The 15116-nt window shown below is 74.4% G+C and carries 15 protein-coding genes; 11 read left to right on the forward strand and 4 right to left on the reverse strand.

The genetic code is table 11. From position 1 onward, the window contains the following. The first annotated feature begins 7 nt into the window (after positions 1–7). The 3 genes from ACN27D_RS30870 (at position 8) to tatC (ending at position 1787) form a co-directional block, all read left to right on the forward strand. A complete protein-coding gene (locus ACN27D_RS30870; RefSeq protein WP_120570073.1) occupies positions 8–256 on the forward strand; it encodes a hypothetical protein in 249 nt (82 codons plus the stop codon). A gap of 217 nt (positions 257–473) precedes the next feature. Continuing rightward, positions 474–812 (forward strand): Sec-independent protein translocase subunit TatA, encoded by a 339-nt coding sequence (tatA, locus tag ACN27D_RS30875; protein ID WP_350816950.1) that lies wholly within the window; start codon positions 474–476, stop codon positions 810–812. A 21-nt stretch (positions 813–833) separates the two neighbouring features. Further along, on the forward strand, positions 834–1787 hold the full coding sequence (gene tatC, locus ACN27D_RS30880) for a twin-arginine translocase subunit TatC (RefSeq protein WP_358176009.1): 954 nt from the start codon (positions 834–836) through the stop codon (positions 1785–1787). 210 nt (positions 1788–1997) lie between these two features. Here tatC and ACN27D_RS30885 read toward each other — a convergent pair whose 3' ends face one another. After that, the gene (locus ACN27D_RS30885; protein ID WP_421500672.1) at positions 1998–2882 is read right to left on the reverse strand and encodes an ABC transporter substrate-binding protein; all 885 of its coding nucleotides are present in this window, start codon (positions 2880–2882) and stop codon (positions 1998–2000) included. 198 nt (positions 2883–3080) lie between these two features. On the opposite strand from ACN27D_RS30885, the gene ACN27D_RS30890 reads away from it, so the two are divergent. The 3 genes from ACN27D_RS30890 (at position 3081) to ACN27D_RS30900 (ending at position 5583) form a co-directional block, all read left to right on the forward strand. Continuing rightward, complete coding sequence (locus ACN27D_RS30890; protein WP_120570070.1) at positions 3081–3779, forward strand: hypothetical protein; 699 nt, start codon at positions 3081–3083, stop codon at positions 3777–3779. Positions 3780–3898: 119 nt separating this feature from the next. After that, positions 3899–4549 carry a fasciclin domain-containing protein gene (locus tag ACN27D_RS30895; protein WP_350816953.1) on the forward strand — a complete coding sequence of 217 codons (651 nt, stop codon included), beginning with the start codon at positions 3899–3901 and terminating at the stop codon, positions 4547–4549. 107 nt (positions 4550–4656) lie between these two features. Then, complete coding sequence (locus ACN27D_RS30900; protein WP_350816954.1) at positions 4657–5583, forward strand: diacylglycerol kinase family protein; 927 nt, start codon at positions 4657–4659, stop codon at positions 5581–5583. Here the strand turns inward: ACN27D_RS30900 and ACN27D_RS30905 are convergent. Next, positions 5546–6517, reverse strand: coding sequence for an EamA family transporter (locus ACN27D_RS30905; RefSeq protein WP_358176005.1), 972 nt, complete (start codon positions 6515–6517; stop codon positions 5546–5548). The two genes, ACN27D_RS30900 and ACN27D_RS30905, sit on opposite strands and share 38 nt — an antisense overlap. Before the next feature lie 56 nt (positions 6518–6573). Further along, entirely contained in the window at positions 6574–7338 is a 765-nt protein-coding gene (locus ACN27D_RS30910; protein ID WP_120573798.1) for an HAD family hydrolase, read from the reverse strand. An 85-nt stretch (positions 7339–7423) separates the two neighbouring features. Between ACN27D_RS30910 and ACN27D_RS30915 the strand changes: the two genes are divergently transcribed. Continuing rightward, a complete protein-coding gene (locus ACN27D_RS30915; protein ID WP_421500673.1) occupies positions 7424–10204 on the forward strand; it encodes a DEAD/DEAH box helicase in 2781 nt (926 codons plus the stop codon). Between the two features lie 165 nt (positions 10205–10369). After that, positions 10370–11257 carry an MHYT domain-containing protein gene (locus tag ACN27D_RS30920; protein ID WP_091428121.1) on the forward strand — a complete coding sequence of 296 codons (888 nt, stop codon included), beginning with the start codon at positions 10370–10372 and terminating at the stop codon, positions 11255–11257. An 8-nt stretch (positions 11258–11265) separates the two neighbouring features. Here the strand turns inward: ACN27D_RS30920 and ACN27D_RS30925 are convergent, their stop codons facing one another. Then, positions 11266–12222, reverse strand: a complete 957-nt coding sequence (locus ACN27D_RS30925) for a 5'-3' exonuclease (protein WP_357895592.1) — start codon at positions 12220–12222, stop codon at positions 11266–11268. A gap of 66 nt (positions 12223–12288) precedes the next feature. Here ACN27D_RS30925 and ACN27D_RS30930 point away from each other — a divergent pair, with 66 nt between their 5' ends. The 3 genes from ACN27D_RS30930 (at position 12289) to ACN27D_RS30940 (ending at position 15115) form a co-directional block, all read left to right on the forward strand. Continuing rightward, positions 12289–13374, forward strand: coding sequence for a DUF4037 domain-containing protein (locus tag ACN27D_RS30930; RefSeq protein WP_120570063.1), 1086 nt, complete (start codon positions 12289–12291; stop codon positions 13372–13374). Between the two features lie 128 nt (positions 13375–13502). After that, on the forward strand, positions 13503–14870 hold the full coding sequence (locus tag ACN27D_RS30935; protein WP_421500674.1) for a PHB depolymerase family esterase: 1368 nt from the start codon (positions 13503–13505) through the stop codon (positions 14868–14870). Positions 14871–14992: 122 nt separating this feature from the next. Then, positions 14993–15115, forward strand: coding sequence for a ribosomal protein bL36 (locus tag ACN27D_RS30940; protein ID WP_091428126.1), 123 nt, complete (start codon positions 14993–14995; stop codon positions 15113–15115). The last annotated feature ends 1 nt before the right edge of the window (position 15116 follow it).

Consider the following 15116-nt stretch of genomic DNA (forward strand, 5'->3'; position numbering starts at 1 on the left):
GACCGCCGTGGTGACGTGGATCGTGCTCGGGGTCGTGGTGTTCGCGCTGGTCGTACTGGCCCTGGCGATCCGTCCGGTGGTGAGCCGCCTGCCCGGGCTGCGCCGTTCCGCGCTGGCGTTGCAGCGCCGGGCGGTCGAGGCCGAGTCGCTGCGTGCGGCCGCCGAGCAGTTGCAGGCGCGGGCCGAGTCGCTCCAGGAGCGGGCTGCTGTCGCGCAGGAGCGGATCACGTTGATCAAGGCCAAGCGCGGCGACTGATCGACGGCGATGGGCGCGGTGAGCGTCGTCTGCGCGTTCCCGGGTGGTTACGCGCAGAAATGCGCGGACCTGGACGGTTGACGGGACACTTCGGGTTGGTCGAAACTTCACCGATCGGGCCCGCACCGGCAGGCCCGCGGGGGTGGCAAGCCGCTGCGACACACGTACGATGGGCGACGACCCACCCCTCACCGACACAGAGCGACTGGAGCTTCCCATGGGTGCCCTCAAGCCGTGGCACATCGCCGTACTCGTGGTCGTGCTGATCCTGCTGTTCGGCGCGAAGCGGCTCCCCGACGCGGCCCGCTCGCTGGGCCGCTCGCTGCGGATCATCAAGGCCGAGACCAAGAGCCTGCACGACGACGACCGCGATCTCGCCGAGAAGGCCGACGCGCAGGCCGGCTACCAGCCGCTCCAGCCGCAGCAGCCGGTGCAGGGGCAGCCGTACGTCCAGGGCCAGCAGCAGTACGCCCAGCAGCCGTACGCGCCGCAGCCGCAGCCGCAGCAGCCCGTGGCCCCGCCGGCCGACCCGGTGCAGCGCGTCCGCGAGAACTGATCCGAGAGGGCCTCAATCACCGTGGCCTTCGGGTTGAAGAAGCGCAGCGCGAGCAACTTCGCGCGGGCCGCCGACGGCTCGATGACGCTCATGGAGCACATCCGTGAGCTGCGCAACCGGCTGTTCCGGGCGTCGCTGGCGATCCTGGTCGGCTTCGGCTTCGGCATCTGGCTGGCCACGCCGGTCCGGGTGCTGCTGTCGAAGCCCTACTGCGACCTGCCGCAGTCGATCGATCCGGAAACCGGCAAGTGCCTGTTCGTGCAGCTCGGCGTCGCCGACGTCTTCCTGCTGAACCTCAAGATCGGTCTCTGGGTGGGCCTGATCATCGCGGCGCCGGTCTGGCTCTACCAGCTCTGGGCGTTCATCGCGCCCGGCCTGCACCGGCACGAGCGGCGGTACGCGTACGTCTTCACCGCCCTGGCGGCCCCGCTGTTCGCGGCCGGCGCGGTGCTGGCGTTCTTCGTCACCACCAAGGGGCTGGAGTTCCTGCTCAACGTCTCCGGCGACGACATCACGACCAACCTCGAGGTGACCCGCTACATCTCGTTCGTCACGAACCTGATCCTGCTGTTCGGGGTGGCGTTCGAGTTCCCGTTGATCGTGCTGATGCTCAACTTCGTCGGCCTGGCCAGTGCGAAGCGGCTGCTGAGCTGGTGGCGGGTGGCGGTGTTCGTGTTCTTCGCGTTCGCCGCTGTGGTCACGCCGACGCCCGACCCGTTCGGCATGACCGCGCTGGCGATCTGCCTCTGCGCGCTCTACTTCGCCGCGGTTGGGGTGGCGTTCCTCAACGACAGGCGGCGCGGTCGCGGGCGTGAGGCCTACGCCGGCATCGCCGACGACGAGGTGTCACCGCTGGACCTGTCGGACGAGCCGGTGCCCGCCGGTGGCCGGATCGAGGCGTCCGAGCCGATCGGCGCACCCGAGCCGATCGTCGCCCCGAAGCCGATCGAACGCCGCTACGACGACATGACCTGACCGAACCTGCCCACCTCCGGACGCCGTCCCCGCTCCACGGGGACGGCGTCCGCGTCTCCGCCCCTCGCCGCCCTTCCGAGGACGCGCAGACACCCCGCCCTGCGTCGATCTTGGACTTGACGCCCCTCGGATGCCGGAAATCCGCACTTTGCCCGGGCCGAAACTGCAAGATCGCCGGGGGGTGCGGGCCGGGGACGGGGGCGGGGTGGGTCAGGTTAGGCGGTGGGCTGTTTCGGGGTGGGGTGGGGGGACGGCGTCGGGGTGCAGGATGGCGGCTATCGTCTCGGCGCCGTCGACCAGGCGCGGGCCGGCGCGCACGATCAGCCCGTCCGCGTCCAGCGCCCACACCTGCGCGTCCGGGAAGTGCCCGGCCACCGCGGCGGCCTGCTCGGCCGCGCCGTCGAGACGGAACCCGCACGGCGCGACCAGCACCACCTCGGGGCGGGCGGCCCGCAGGGCCTCCCAGGTGGTCGGCGCGGACCGGGCGCCCCGGTGGGTGGCGACCGGCTCGCCGCCGGCGACGTCGACCAGGTCCGGGATCCAGTGCCCGGCGCCGAACGGCGGGTCCACCCATTCGACCACCGCGACCCGCCGCCGGGGCCGGCCCGCCACCGCCGCGCCGACCGCCGCGAGCCGGGCACGCAGGCCGTCGACCAGGGCCTCCGCGCGATCCGGCACCCGGGCCGCCGCGCCCACCGCGCGGATCGACTCCAGCACGTCGTCGAGGGTGTACGGGTCGAGCGACAGCACGTCGGCCCGGCACCCCAGGTGCTCCACGGCGTCGGCGACCCGGCCCGAGGGGAGCGCGCAGACGCGGCACAGGTCCTGGGTGAGGATCAGGTCCGGGTCCAGCCCGGCGAGCGCGCCGGCGTGCAGCGTGTAGAGGTCGGCACCGGCCGCTACCTGCGCCCGGACGTACGCGTCGATGTCGCCGGGACTCATGCCCCGGGTGTCCCGGCCGCCGACGACCACAGTGGTGCCCGACCGGTACGACGCGGGCACCTCGCACTCGAACGTGACGCCGACCAGGTCGTCGCCGAGGCCGAGCGCGTACACGATCTCGGTGGCGGAGGGGAGCAGGGAGACCAGCCGCATGCCCGCCATCATGCCCCGCGGACGGACCGCCCCGCCCCGGGGCCGGTCCGGTGCGGACATCGGGCCGCCCTCGGGCCTTGCCGGGACGCCGTACCCGCTTAGACTCTGCTGACTCCGCCGAGCCCCCCGGGCGGTGTGCCGGGGTGCGTCGGCGCCCCGTTCCGGTCAGCCCGTCTGACCTGCGCTCCGGAGAACCCGATGAAGAGCCGTACCGCCGCCGTCCTGACCGTCCTCTGCGCGGCCACCGCGCTCACCGCCTGCGGTGACGACGAGCCCGCGCCGAAGGGCCAGCAGGTGCCGGTGACCGCCACCGACACCAGCTGCGAGGTCACCACCACGCTGTTCACGCCGGGCACCGTCACGTTCACAGTGACCAACCGGGGTCAGCAGGCCACCGGGGTCTACGTCTACGGCCGGGAGGGCGACGCCTTCACGAAGGTGATCGCGGAGGTCGCGGACGTGCCGGCGGGCCGCACCGGCGACCTGCGCGCGTCGCTGCAGACCGGCACGTACGAGGTGGCCTGCAAGCCGGGCCGGCAGGGCGACGGCGTGCGGACCCGGATCACCGTCTCCGACGACGGCAATCTCGCCAGCGCCGCGGCCGAGGTGGCCTACGACCGGTCGGTGACGATCGAGCTGACCGACGACGCGATGAACGGCGTGGACGCGCTGATCGCCGAGCCCGGCGAGAAGCTCGCGTTCAAGGTGACGAACAAGACCGCCGGGGCCCGGACGCTGTACGTGCTCAACCCCGAGGGCAAGCGGGTCGCCGAGATGAAGGCCGAGGCCAACGGCACCGCCGAGACGGTGGTGACGCTGGGCGCGGCGGGGGACTGGTCGCTGAAGGTCAAGGGCGACGGCGTGCCGTCGGTGAGCAAGCCGCTGGTGGTCCGCTGAGGCGCGACAGCGTCGATCCGAAGTCGGTCGATCCGGGTGCATCCACCGGGGACGGTCGGGGCGAAGCAATGGTCGTGACGACAGTCACGGACCTGGTCGCTTCGACGAAAGGCTCCCCGATGAACATCGCTCGTCTCGCCGCCCGGCTGGCCGTGGGCGCCACCGCCGCGGCGGTGGCCACCACCGCCGTCGCCGTGCCCGCCCAGGCCGGCGCCAAGCAGCCGGGTACGCGGTCGCTGGCGGCAGTGCTCACCGCCGACAAGAGCGGCTTCGACCGCAACTCGCGGGACTTCGACGTCCTCACGAAGGCGGTCCTGACGGTGTTGCAGGCCAAGCCGGACTCGCCGGTGAAGGTGCTCACCGACGGCACCGTCGCGCTGACCGCGTTCGTGCCGAACGACTACGCGTTCCGCGAGCTGGTGCGGGACATCACCGCCGCGAGGAAGCTGCCCGGCGAGAAGGCCGCGTTCGACGCGGTCGCCGGCCTGGGCGTGGACACCGTGGAGGATGTCCTGCTCTACCACGTCGTGCCCGGCGCGACGATCGACCGGAAGGCGGCGCTGAAGGCCGACGGCGCGGACCTGACCACCGCGCTCGGCGCCACCGTCGAGGTGGACGTGAAGCGCTGCTGGTACGGCCGCGAGGTGCGCCTCGTCGACGCCGACACCAGCGACCGCAACGCCAAGGTGGTTCGGTACGACATCAACAAGGGCAACAAGCAGATCGCCCACGCGGTGGACCGGGTGCTGCGCCCGATCGACCTGCCCTGACCCACCCCCGCCACGGCGCCCGGCACCCCCTGCCGGGCGCCGTCGGCGTGCGCCGGACATTCGCCGCCTGACCTGCCTCTGGTGGGCGGCGCGAGCCGTGCCGTACGGTGCTCGCCGTGACCGCGCACGATCATGTCCCGCCCGGCCCCGTCGCCGTGCTCGCCAACCCGACCGCGGGCCGGGGGCGGCACCGCGGACTGCTGCCCGGGATCCTGGAGCGCCTCGCCGCGGCGGGCCGCCCGGTCGAGCTGCTGCGCGCGCGTACCCCCTCCGAGGCGGAGGCGGCGTGCCACGCCGCGGTCACCGGCGGCGCCGGGGCGCTCGTGGCGGTGGGCGGCGACGGCACGATGCACCGCGCGTTGCAGGCGGTCGCCGGCACCGACGTGCCGTTCGGGCCGGTCCCGGCGGGCACCGGTAACGACTTCGCGGTGGACACCGGCTTCCCGGCCGACCCGACGGCCGCCGTCGAGGTGATCACCGCGGCGCTCGCCGCCGGCCGCGCCCGGCCGGTGGACCTGGCGCGGCTGTCCCGGCCCGGCGAGGCCGACCGCTGGTTCGGCGCGGTGCTCGCGGCCGGTTTCGACGCGATCGTCAACGAACGCGCCAACCGGATGCGCTGGCCGCGCGGCCCCCGCCGGTACGACCTGGCGATAGTGGTGGAGCTGGCCCGGCTGCGGCCACGCCGCTACCGGCTGGTCCTCGACGGGGTGGCGCAGGAGGTGGACGCGGTGCTGGTCGCGGTCGGCAACACGGCCAGCTACGGCGGCGGCATGCGGATCTGCCCGGACGCCGACCCGCACGACGGCCTGCTGGACGTGGTGGTCGGCGGGCGCTTCGACAGGCGCACGCTGATGCGGGTCAAGCCGCAGATCTACCGGGGCACCCACGTCACGCACCCGCTGGCGCGCGTCTACCGGGCGCGGACGGTGGAGCTGGCCGCCGAGGGCATCACCACGTACGCCGACGGGGAACGCTCCCTCGACCTGCCGGTGACCGTCACCGCCGTGCCGGCGGCGCTGCGGCTGCTGCGCTGACCCCCGCCAGGTCCGCCTGAGACAGCTCGCCGGGAACGGCCGGCGGCGAAGGCGGAGGCGCGGCAGGAGGCGGCGCGGCGGCGCGGACCGCACCGGCGCTCGCGGCCACCACGAGCGCGATGGCGAGCACCTCGACCGGGCGCAACGCCTGGCCGAGCACCAGCCAGCCGGCCACCGCGGCGATCGCCGGGCCGAGACTCATCATCACCGCGAACGTCGCGGTCGGCAGCCGCCGCAGCGCGGCCAGTTCCAGGCTGTACGGCAGCACCGAGGCGAGCAGCGCCAGCCCGGTACCGAGCCCCAGCACCACCGGGTCGGCGAGGCGACCGCCGCCGTCGGCCAGCCCGAACGGCAGGGTGAGCAGCGCCGCGACGGTCAGGGCGAGGGCCAGCCCGTCTGCGCCGGGGAACCGCGCGCCGATCCGCGCCGAGCAGACGATGTACGCGGCCCACATGGCGCCCGCCGTCAGCGCCAGCGCGGCGCCGGCCGGGTCGAGCCGGTCGAACCCGCCCTGCCCGAGCAGGACCACCCCGGCCAGCGCCAGCGCAGCCCAGCACCAGGCAGCCACCCGGCGCGCGGCGATCACCGACAGCGCCAGTGGGCCGAGCACTTCCAGGGTGACGGCCGGGCCGAGCGGGATCCGCTCGATCGCCTGGTAGAAGATCGAGTTCATGCCGGCCAGGGCCAGCCCGAACGCCAGCACCGCCGCCCAGTCGCGGTGCCCGTACCCGCGTACCCGCGGCCGGCAGAACACGAGCATCAGCAGCGCGCCGATGGTCAGCCGCAGCGTCACCGCCCCGGCCACCCCGGTACGCGGGAACAGCAGCGCGGCCAGCGCGGAGCCGAACTGCACCGACAGCGCCCCGCCGAGCACCAGCGCGACCCCGCCGAGCCGTCCCGGCGCACGCGGCGGCAAGGGGTGGGCACCGGTCATGCCCCTGACGGTAGCCGGTGCGCCGCGACGGGTTCGCGCCGCTGGGGGGTGTGCGCTCAGGCGGCCCCGGCCAGGTCGAGCACCGCGCCGAGCCCGTTGGGGCGGCCGGCGTCGGCGCAGGGCAGCACCAGCACCCCGCACCCGGCCGCGACCGCGCCCGCGTCGGCCGGCGTGTCGCCCACCATGAGCGTGCGCTCCGGGTCGACGCCGAGCATCCCGCAGGCCCGCAGGAAGATGCCCGGGTCCGGCTTGCAGCGCCCCACCTCGTACGACAGGGCGTACGCGTCGACGAGCGCGTCGAGGTCCCAGGCGGCGAACAGCGGCCGCAGGTCGAAGCCGATGTTGCTGACCACCGCCACCTTCACCCCGGCGGAGCGCAGCGCTCCCAGCACGGGGGCGGTGTCCGGGTACGGCACCCAGCCCTCGGGCACCAGCACCCGCTCGTAGAGCGCGTCGGCGAACCCGTCGATGCCGGTGTCCACGGTCTCGGCCAGCCCGGTGTACGCGCCCCGGTGCGCGTGCGGGTAGAGATCGCGGTCGGCCCACAGCTCGGCCAGCCGGGGCGGCACCCGCGCCGGCAGCGGGCCGCCGGCACGCCCGGCGGTGAGCAGCCGGTCGGCCAGCGAGGTGGCCCGGATCCGGTCCAGCTCGACGCCGCAGGCGGACGCGGCGGCGAGCACCCAGGCCAGCGGCTCCTCCACCTGGGCGAGGGTGCCGTGGAAGTCGAAGAGCACCGCCTCCACCGGCCGGCGGGACGGGCCCGGGCGGACGGCGTCGTCGGCGCCGCTCGAGACGTGGGGCAGTTCGGTACGGTCCGGCACGTCGTGCACCCTACCGACCGCTCCGACCGTCCTGCCGGATGGCCTTGACCGGTACTCCTCGGCGGCACCGATTAATCTTGGATCCATGTCGAGCCCCGCCGAGCGGTACGCCGCGGCGCGCCGCCGGGCCGCGCAGGCCTCCGCCTTCCCGGCCCTGGACGAATTCTCGCTGGATCTCGGGTTCGATCTCGACGACTTCCAGCGCGAGGCGTGCGAGGCGCTGGAGCGGGGCAGCGGCGTGCTGGTCTGCGCTCCCACCGGCGCCGGCAAGACCGTGGTGGGTGAGTTCGCGGTGCACCTCGCGCTGCGCGGCCGGCCCGGCGGCGACGCGCCCGCCACCCGGCGCAAGTGCTTCTACACCACGCCGATCAAGGCGCTGTCCAACCAGAAGTACCACGACCTGGTGGACCGCTACGGCGCCGAGCACGTCGGCCTGCTCACCGGCGACAACGCGATCAACGGCGACGCGCCGGTGGTGGTGATGACCACCGAGGTGCTGCGCAACATGCTCTACGCCGGCTCGGCGACGCTGGAGGGCCTGGCGTACGTGGTGATGGACGAGGTCCACTACCTGGCCGACCGGTTCCGCGGCGGGGTCTGGGAAGAGGTGATCATCCACCTGCCCGAGTCGGTCACGCTCGTGTCGCTGTCGGCCACCGTCTCCAACGCCGAGGAGTTCGCCGACTGGCTGGTCACCGTGCGCGGCGAGACCGCGGTGGTGGTCTCCGAGCACCGGCCGGTGCCGCTGTGGCAGCACATGCTCGTCGGCAAGCGGATGTTCGACCTGTTCCACGACGCCGACGCGGCCCGCAAGCACGACGTGCACCCCGAGCTGCTGCGCTACACCCGGGACACGATGCGCCGGCTGGAGCTGGGCGAGGGCCGCAGCGCCGGTCCCGGCGGCGGGCGGCGCGGCCCCCGCTGGCGCGGCCCGATGCGCCCGGACATCGTCGACCGGCTCGACCGGGAGGGACTGCTCCCGGCGATCCTGTTCATCTTCAGCCGGGCCGGCTGCGACGCCGCCGTGCAGCAGTGCCTCGCCGCCGGGCTGCGCCTCACCTCCCCGGAGGAACGCGCCGAGATCCGCCGGGTGGTGGAGTCCCGGGTCACCGCCATCCCCGGCGAGGACCTGTCGGTGCTCGGCTACTGGGAGTGGCTCGACGGCCTGGAGCGCGGCCTGGCCGCCCACCACGCCGGCATGCTCCCGGCGTTCAAGGAGGTGGTAGAGGAGCTGTTCGTCCGCGGACTGGTCAAGGCCGTCTTCGCCACCGAGACGCTCGCGCTGGGCATCAACATGCCGGCCCGCTGCGTGGTGCTGGAACGCCTCGTCAAGTTCAACGGCGAGGCCCACGTCGACCTCACCCCCGGCGAGTACACCCAGCTCACCGGCCGGGCCGGCCGCAGGGGCATCGACGTGGAGGGCCACGCGGTGGTCGTCTGGTCGCCGGAGACCGACCCCCGGCACGTCGCCGGGCTCGCCTCCACCCGCACCTACCCGCTGCGTTCCAGCTTCCGGCCCTCGTACAACATGGCCGTCAACCTGGTCGGCAGCGTCGGCGCGGCGCCGGCCCGGGAACTGCTGGAGTCCTCGTTCGCGCAGTTCCAGGCCGACCGGTCGGTGGTGGGTCTGGCCCGTCAGGTGCAGCGCAACACCGAGACCATCGACGCGTACGGCGCGGAGGCCGCCTGCCACCACGGCGACTTCGACGAGTACTTCGCGCTGCGGGTGGCCATCGCCGACCGGGAACGCGCCATCGCCCGGCAGGGGCAGACCCAGCGCAAGGCGGCGGCCGTCGCCTCGCTGGAGCGGCTGCGGGTCGGTGACGTGATCCGGGTGCCGTCCGGTCGGCGGGCCGGACTGGCGGTGGTGCTGGACCCGGCCACCGGCGGGTTCGGCGAGCCCCGGCCGCTGGTCCTCACCCAGGACCGCTGGGCCGGACGCGTCACCCCCGGCGACTTCACCACCCCGGCCGAGGTGCTCACCCGCATCCGGGTGCCGAAGCACTTCAACCACCGATCGCCCGCGGCCCGGCGGGATCTGGCCGCCGCGGTCAGTGGCACCGGCCTGGACCGGCACGGCGGCCGGCGGGGCGGCCGGTCCCGTCAGGCGGCGGGGGAGGACCACCGGCTCAGCCAGCTCCGCGTCGAGCTGCGCGCCCACCCGTGTCACGCCTGCCCGGACCGGGAGGAGCACGCCCGCTGGGCGGAGCGGCGGCGCCGGCTGGAACGCGACACCGAGGAGCTGCGTGAGCGGGTGTCCGGGCGGACCGGCTCGCTGGCCCGTACCTTCGATCGGATCGTGGCGTTGCTGACGGCGCGCGGCTACCTGGCCGCCGACGGCGAGGTCACCGACGCCGGGCGGATGCTGGCCCGGATCTGGACCGAGGCGGACCTGCTGGTGGCCGAGTGCCTGCGCCGCCGGGTGTGGGACGGCCTGTCCCCGGCCGAGCTGGCCGCCGCCGTGTCGGTGGTGGTCTTCGAGGCCCGGCGGGACGTCGACGAGCGGGCGTCGCTGCCGCGCGGCGCGGTGGCCGACGCGGTCGACGAGACGCTCAAGCTGTGGGGCGACATCGAGACGGACGAGGCGGCGCGCGGCCTGGCCGTGACCCGGGAGCCCGATCTCGGCTTCGCCTGGCCGATCTACCGGTGGGCGCGCGGCGAGGCGCTGGCGAAGGTGCTGGCCAGCGGCCACCAGATCGACGGGGAGATGCCGGCCGGCGACTTCGTCCGCTGGGCGCGCCAGGTCGTCGACCTGCTCGGGCAGGTCGCCGACTCGGGCGGCGCCTCGGCCGAGCTGCGTTCCACCGCCCGGCAGGCCATCGCGGCGGTCAACCGTGGTGTGCTGGCCTACCACGCCTCCGCCTGACGGTCACTTTCGGTCAGCGATTACCGGAAATCGACGCACCTCTGCGTCACGGCGGCACCACCCCGCGAATTGGCGGGGGGTCGATGCATGCCCTGGTCAGGGCCTATCCCATCATTGCCCGGGGCGCCGTGGGTCGCGCTGAGCCGAGGATGAGGGAAGGGCGTCGTGGGCGAGATCAATCACTTCGAGTACGGGTGGATCACGCCCGCGCTCAGCTACGCGTTGTCGGTGCTCGGCTCGGCGCTCGGCCTGGTCTGCGCCGGGCGGATCCGGACCGCCACCAGCGCCGGCCAGCGGGCCTGGTGGGGCCTGCTCGCCGCGTGGGCGCTCGGCGGCACCGCCATCTGGGCCATGCACTTCATGGCGATGCTCGGGTTCGCCGTCGGCGGCACCCGGATCCGCTACGACGTGCCGCTGACGGCCGCCAGCACGGCGATCGCGGTGGCGGCGGTCGGCATCGGGCTGGCGATCGTGGGCACCGGCCGGCTCGCCGCGCCCCGGCTGATCGCCGGCGGGTTCTTCACCGGCGCCGGGGTGGCGGCCATGCACTACACCGGCATGGCCGCCATGCGCCTGGACGGCTCGCTCGGCTACGACCCGCTGCGGGTGACGCTGTCCGTGGTCATCGCGATCGTGGCCGCCACGGTGGCGCTCTGGCTGGCGATGACCGTCCGCCGGGGGATCGCCATCGCCGCGTCGGCGCTGGTCATGGGCATCGCGGTCAACGGCATGCACTTCACCGGCATGAGCGCGCTGTCGGTGCACCTGCACGAGAGCCGCGGCCCGGCCTCCGGCACCGAGGTGAGCGGGCTGCTGGTGCCGATCGTGCTGGCGGTGGTCTTCGGCGTGGTCGGGCTCGTCTACGCGCTGCTCGCCGCGCCGTCCGACGACGACCGGGCCGGGGCCGCGTACGTCAGCGCGCGGCTCGACGAGGGGCCGCAGACGGTGGCCGCCGAACCCGCGCCGGACCCGGTCGGCCTGCGGGCCCGGTCGACGCTGGCGCAGCCCGGCGCGCAGTTCCCGTCCCGGCGGAGCACCGACCGCCCATCGTGATCAACTGATCACGATCGGTCGCCGGCCAGTGCGTCGACGAGACGGCGGCACGAGCCGGCCAGGTTCCAGCGCTGCGCCAGCTCCAGCAGCCGGTCCGGGTCGGCGGGGGACGTGGGCAGTGCCGGGTCCAGCTCGGGCAGCGGCACGTCGGTGGCGACCCGGACCACCTTCGGCGCCACGGCCAGGTAGTCCCGGGCGGCGTCGAGCTTCGCCCGCAGCCCGGGCGCGAAACCGGAGCGGGGGTCGTCGAGCGCGGCCAGGATGCCGTCCAGCCCGCCGTAGCGGTCGATCAGCCGGGCGGCGGTCTTCTCGCCCACCCCGGCCACGCCGGGCAGCCCGTCGCTGGGGTCGCCGCGCAGCGCCGCGAAGTCGGCGTACCGGTCGGCGGGCACACCGTAGCGGGTGCGGACCGCCGCGTCGTCGCAGTCGTCCAGCTTGGCCACGCCCCGGCCGACGTAGAGCAGGCGTACCGGGTGGGCGTCGTCGACGAGCTGGAACAGGTCGCGGTCGCCGGAGACCACCTCGACCGGGCCCGGCTGGGTCACCGAGAGCGTGCCGAGCACGTCGTCGGCCTCGTAGCCGTCGGCGCCCACGGCCGGGATGCCGAGCGCGTCCAGCACCTCCAGGATCATCGGCACCTGCGGGGACAGCGTGTCCGGCACGACCTCGCCGCCCTCGGGCGCGACCCGGTGCGCCTTGTACGACGGCAGCAGCTCCACCCGCCACGCCGGCCGCCAGTCGTGGTCGAGCGCGCAGATCATCCGGTCGGGCCGGCGGGTGCGCACGAGCTGGGCGAGCATGTCGAGGAAGCCGCGGACGGCGTTGACCGGCTGGCCGTCGCCGGTCTTCGCGGCCGACTCGGGAATGCCGAAGTAGGCGCGGAAGTAGAGGCTGGGGGAGTCGATCAGGAGGATCGGCTGTCGTTGTGCCACGCGGACAAGCCTTCCACAGCCCTGTGACGACATGGGGGAGGCGACCGCCGGGCCGGAAACCCGGGCGCGCGCGGGGCGCGGCATGAGCAGACTGGCGGGGTGAGCTTCGTACCCGGCCTGACCCTGGCCCGCCGGTTCCACGACGAGGTGGTGGGTCCGCTGCTGGCGCGGCGGCTGCCCGGCCTGCCGTACTCCGCCGGTCTGCTCGACGGCGGCTCCGAGCTGCTCGGCCTCGACACGCCCCGCTCCACCGACCACGACTGGGGTCCGCGTACCCAGCTCTTCGTGGCGGCCGCGCACGACGTCGCGCCGGTCCGGGCGGCGCTGGACGCGGAGCTGCCGGCGCGGTTCCTCGGCTGGCCCACCCGCTACTCAGGCGGGCCGGAGGCGCGCCTCGGCACAGTCCGCGCCGACGGCGACCGGCACGGCGTGACGGTGGACGAACTCGGCGGATGGCTGCGGGAGCGGCTCGGCGCCGACCCGCGCACCGGACTGACGGCGGCGGACTGGCTGGCGACGCCGACGCAGCGGCTGGCCGAGCTGACCGGGGGAGCGGTGTTCCACGACGGGCTCGACGGCGCGCTCACCGACGTCCGCGCCCGGCTGGCCTGGTATCCGGACGACGTGTGGCGGTACGTGCTCGCCTCCGGGTGGCAGCGGGTCGCGCAGGCCGAGCACCTGGCCGGCCGGTGCGCCGAGGTCGGCGACGACCTGGGCAGCCGGGTCGTGGTCGCCGGACTGGCCCGGGACCTGATGCGCCTCGGCCTGCTGCTGCACCGGCGCTGGCCCCCGTACGCGAAATGGCTCGGCACGGTGTTCGCGACGCTGCCGGACGCGGCGCCGGTGGTGGACGGGCTCGCCGCCGCGCTCGGCCCGGGCGACTGGGCGGCCCGGGAGCCCGGCCTGGTCCGGGCGCTGGAGACGGTCGCCGGCTGGACCAACGACGCCGCGCCGGCGCCGCCGGTGGACCCGGCCGCCCGGCCGTTCCACGACCGGCCGTTCCTGGTGCTGCACGCCTGCCGGTTCGTCGAGACGCTGCGCGCCGCGATCACCGACCCGCAGCTGCGCGACCGGCCGCCGGTCGGCGCGGTGGACCAGTACGTGGACAGCGTGGACGTGCTGACCCACGCGGACCGTGCCCGCCGGGTGGCCGCGGCGGTTGTCGGCCCGCCGGCCGGGGCCTAGACTCCGATTCGAGTCGCATCGATCCGCGACTGTCTATCTCGTCTCCGAGGGTCCGGGCCGCCCGTCGCAGGCGCCTCGCCGGCGAGAACGCCGCGCCACGCGGCGTTCCCACCATCCGAGGAGAACGCATGCTGTCCAGAAGGAGCAGACTCCGGCTGCTCGGTGCGGCGCTGGCCGCGGCCGGGCTCGCCGTCGGGGCGGCGCTCGCCGTCCCCGGGCCGGCCTCGGCCGCCGCGCTGACCGAGGTGACGAACTTCGGCACCAACCCGAGCAACCTGCGGATGTACCTGTACGTCCCGGACACCGTCGCGGCCCGTCCCGGCCTGCTCGTGGTGAACCACTACTGCACCGGCAGCGGCCCGGCCATGTACTCCGGCACCCAGTTCGCGGCGCTCGCCGACCGGTACGGCTACATCGTGGTCTACCCGTCGGTGACGCGCAGCAGCAAGTGCTTCGACGTCTCCTCGCCCCAGGCGCTGCGCCGCGACGGCGGCAGCGACCCGGTGGGCATCAAGTCGATGGTGGACTACGTGCGGCAGCGCTACCCGGTGGACTCGCAGCGGATCTTCACCACCGGCACCTCGTCCGGCGCGATGATGACGAACGTGCTGCTCGGCGACTACCCGGACGTGTTCCGCGCCGGTGCCGCCTTCGCCGGTGTGCCGTTCGGCTGCTTCGCCACCACCAACGGCTCCGAGTGGAACAGCGAGTGCGCCAACGGCCAGGTGCTGAAGACCCCGCAGCAGTGGGGTGACCTGGTGCGCAACGCCTACCCCGGCTACACCGGCCCGCGCCCGCGGATGCAGATCTGGCACGGCACCAACGACGAGACGCTGCGCTACCCGAACTTCGGCGAGCAGATCGACCAGTGGACGAACGTGAACGGGCTGAGCCAGACGCCGGCGTACACGGACAGCCCGCAGGCCGGCTACACGCGTACCCGCTACGGCGGCACCGGCGGCACCGCGACCGTCGAGGCGATCAGCATGCAGGGCGTCACGCACAACCTGCCGGTGGACGCGGCGCAGGCCATCCGCTTCTTCGGCCTGGACTCCACCACGCCGCCGCCCACCACGCCTCCGCCGACCACGCCGCCGCCCACCACGCCTCCGCCGACCACGCCCCCGCCCACCACGGCACCGCCCACGACGCCGCCGCCGACCACGCCGCCGCCGTCGGGCGCCTGCCGGGTCGGGTACGTGGTGAACGCCTGGAACAACGGCCTGACCGCCGCCGTGACGATCACCAACACGTCCACCACGGCGATCAACGGGTGGAACCTCGCGTTCACACTGCCGGGCGGTCAGACGATCACCGGAGGCTGGAACGCCACGTACAGCCCGTCCAGCGGCGCGGTGACCGCCCGCAACGTGTCCTACAACGCGTCGATCCCGCCGGGCGGCTCGGTGGACATCGGCTTCCAGGCCACCCACACCGGCAACACCGGCAGGCCCGCCTCGTTCACGCTCAACGGGAGCACCTGCACGGCCGCCTGAGCGGGGCCGCAGCGGCATCCCGGCCGCGCCCGTCCCGACCGGGGCGGGCGCGGCCGGGCATGACCGCACCGGCGGCGGGTACCCGTGCCGGACGGACACCGGCGGGAACCGAAGGAGCGGATATGAAGGTCCGAAGCTCCCTGCGCGCGCTCAAGCGCAAGGCCGGCTCGATCGTGGTCCGGCGCCGGGGAAAGCTGTTCGTGCTCAACAAGGCCGACCGGCGGCAGAAGGCCCGGCAGGGCTGAG

Source organism: Micromonospora sp. WMMD1274 (genome assembly GCF_049179035.1).
GTDB lineage: Bacteria > Actinomycetota > Actinomycetes > Mycobacteriales > Micromonosporaceae > Micromonospora > Micromonospora tulbaghiae.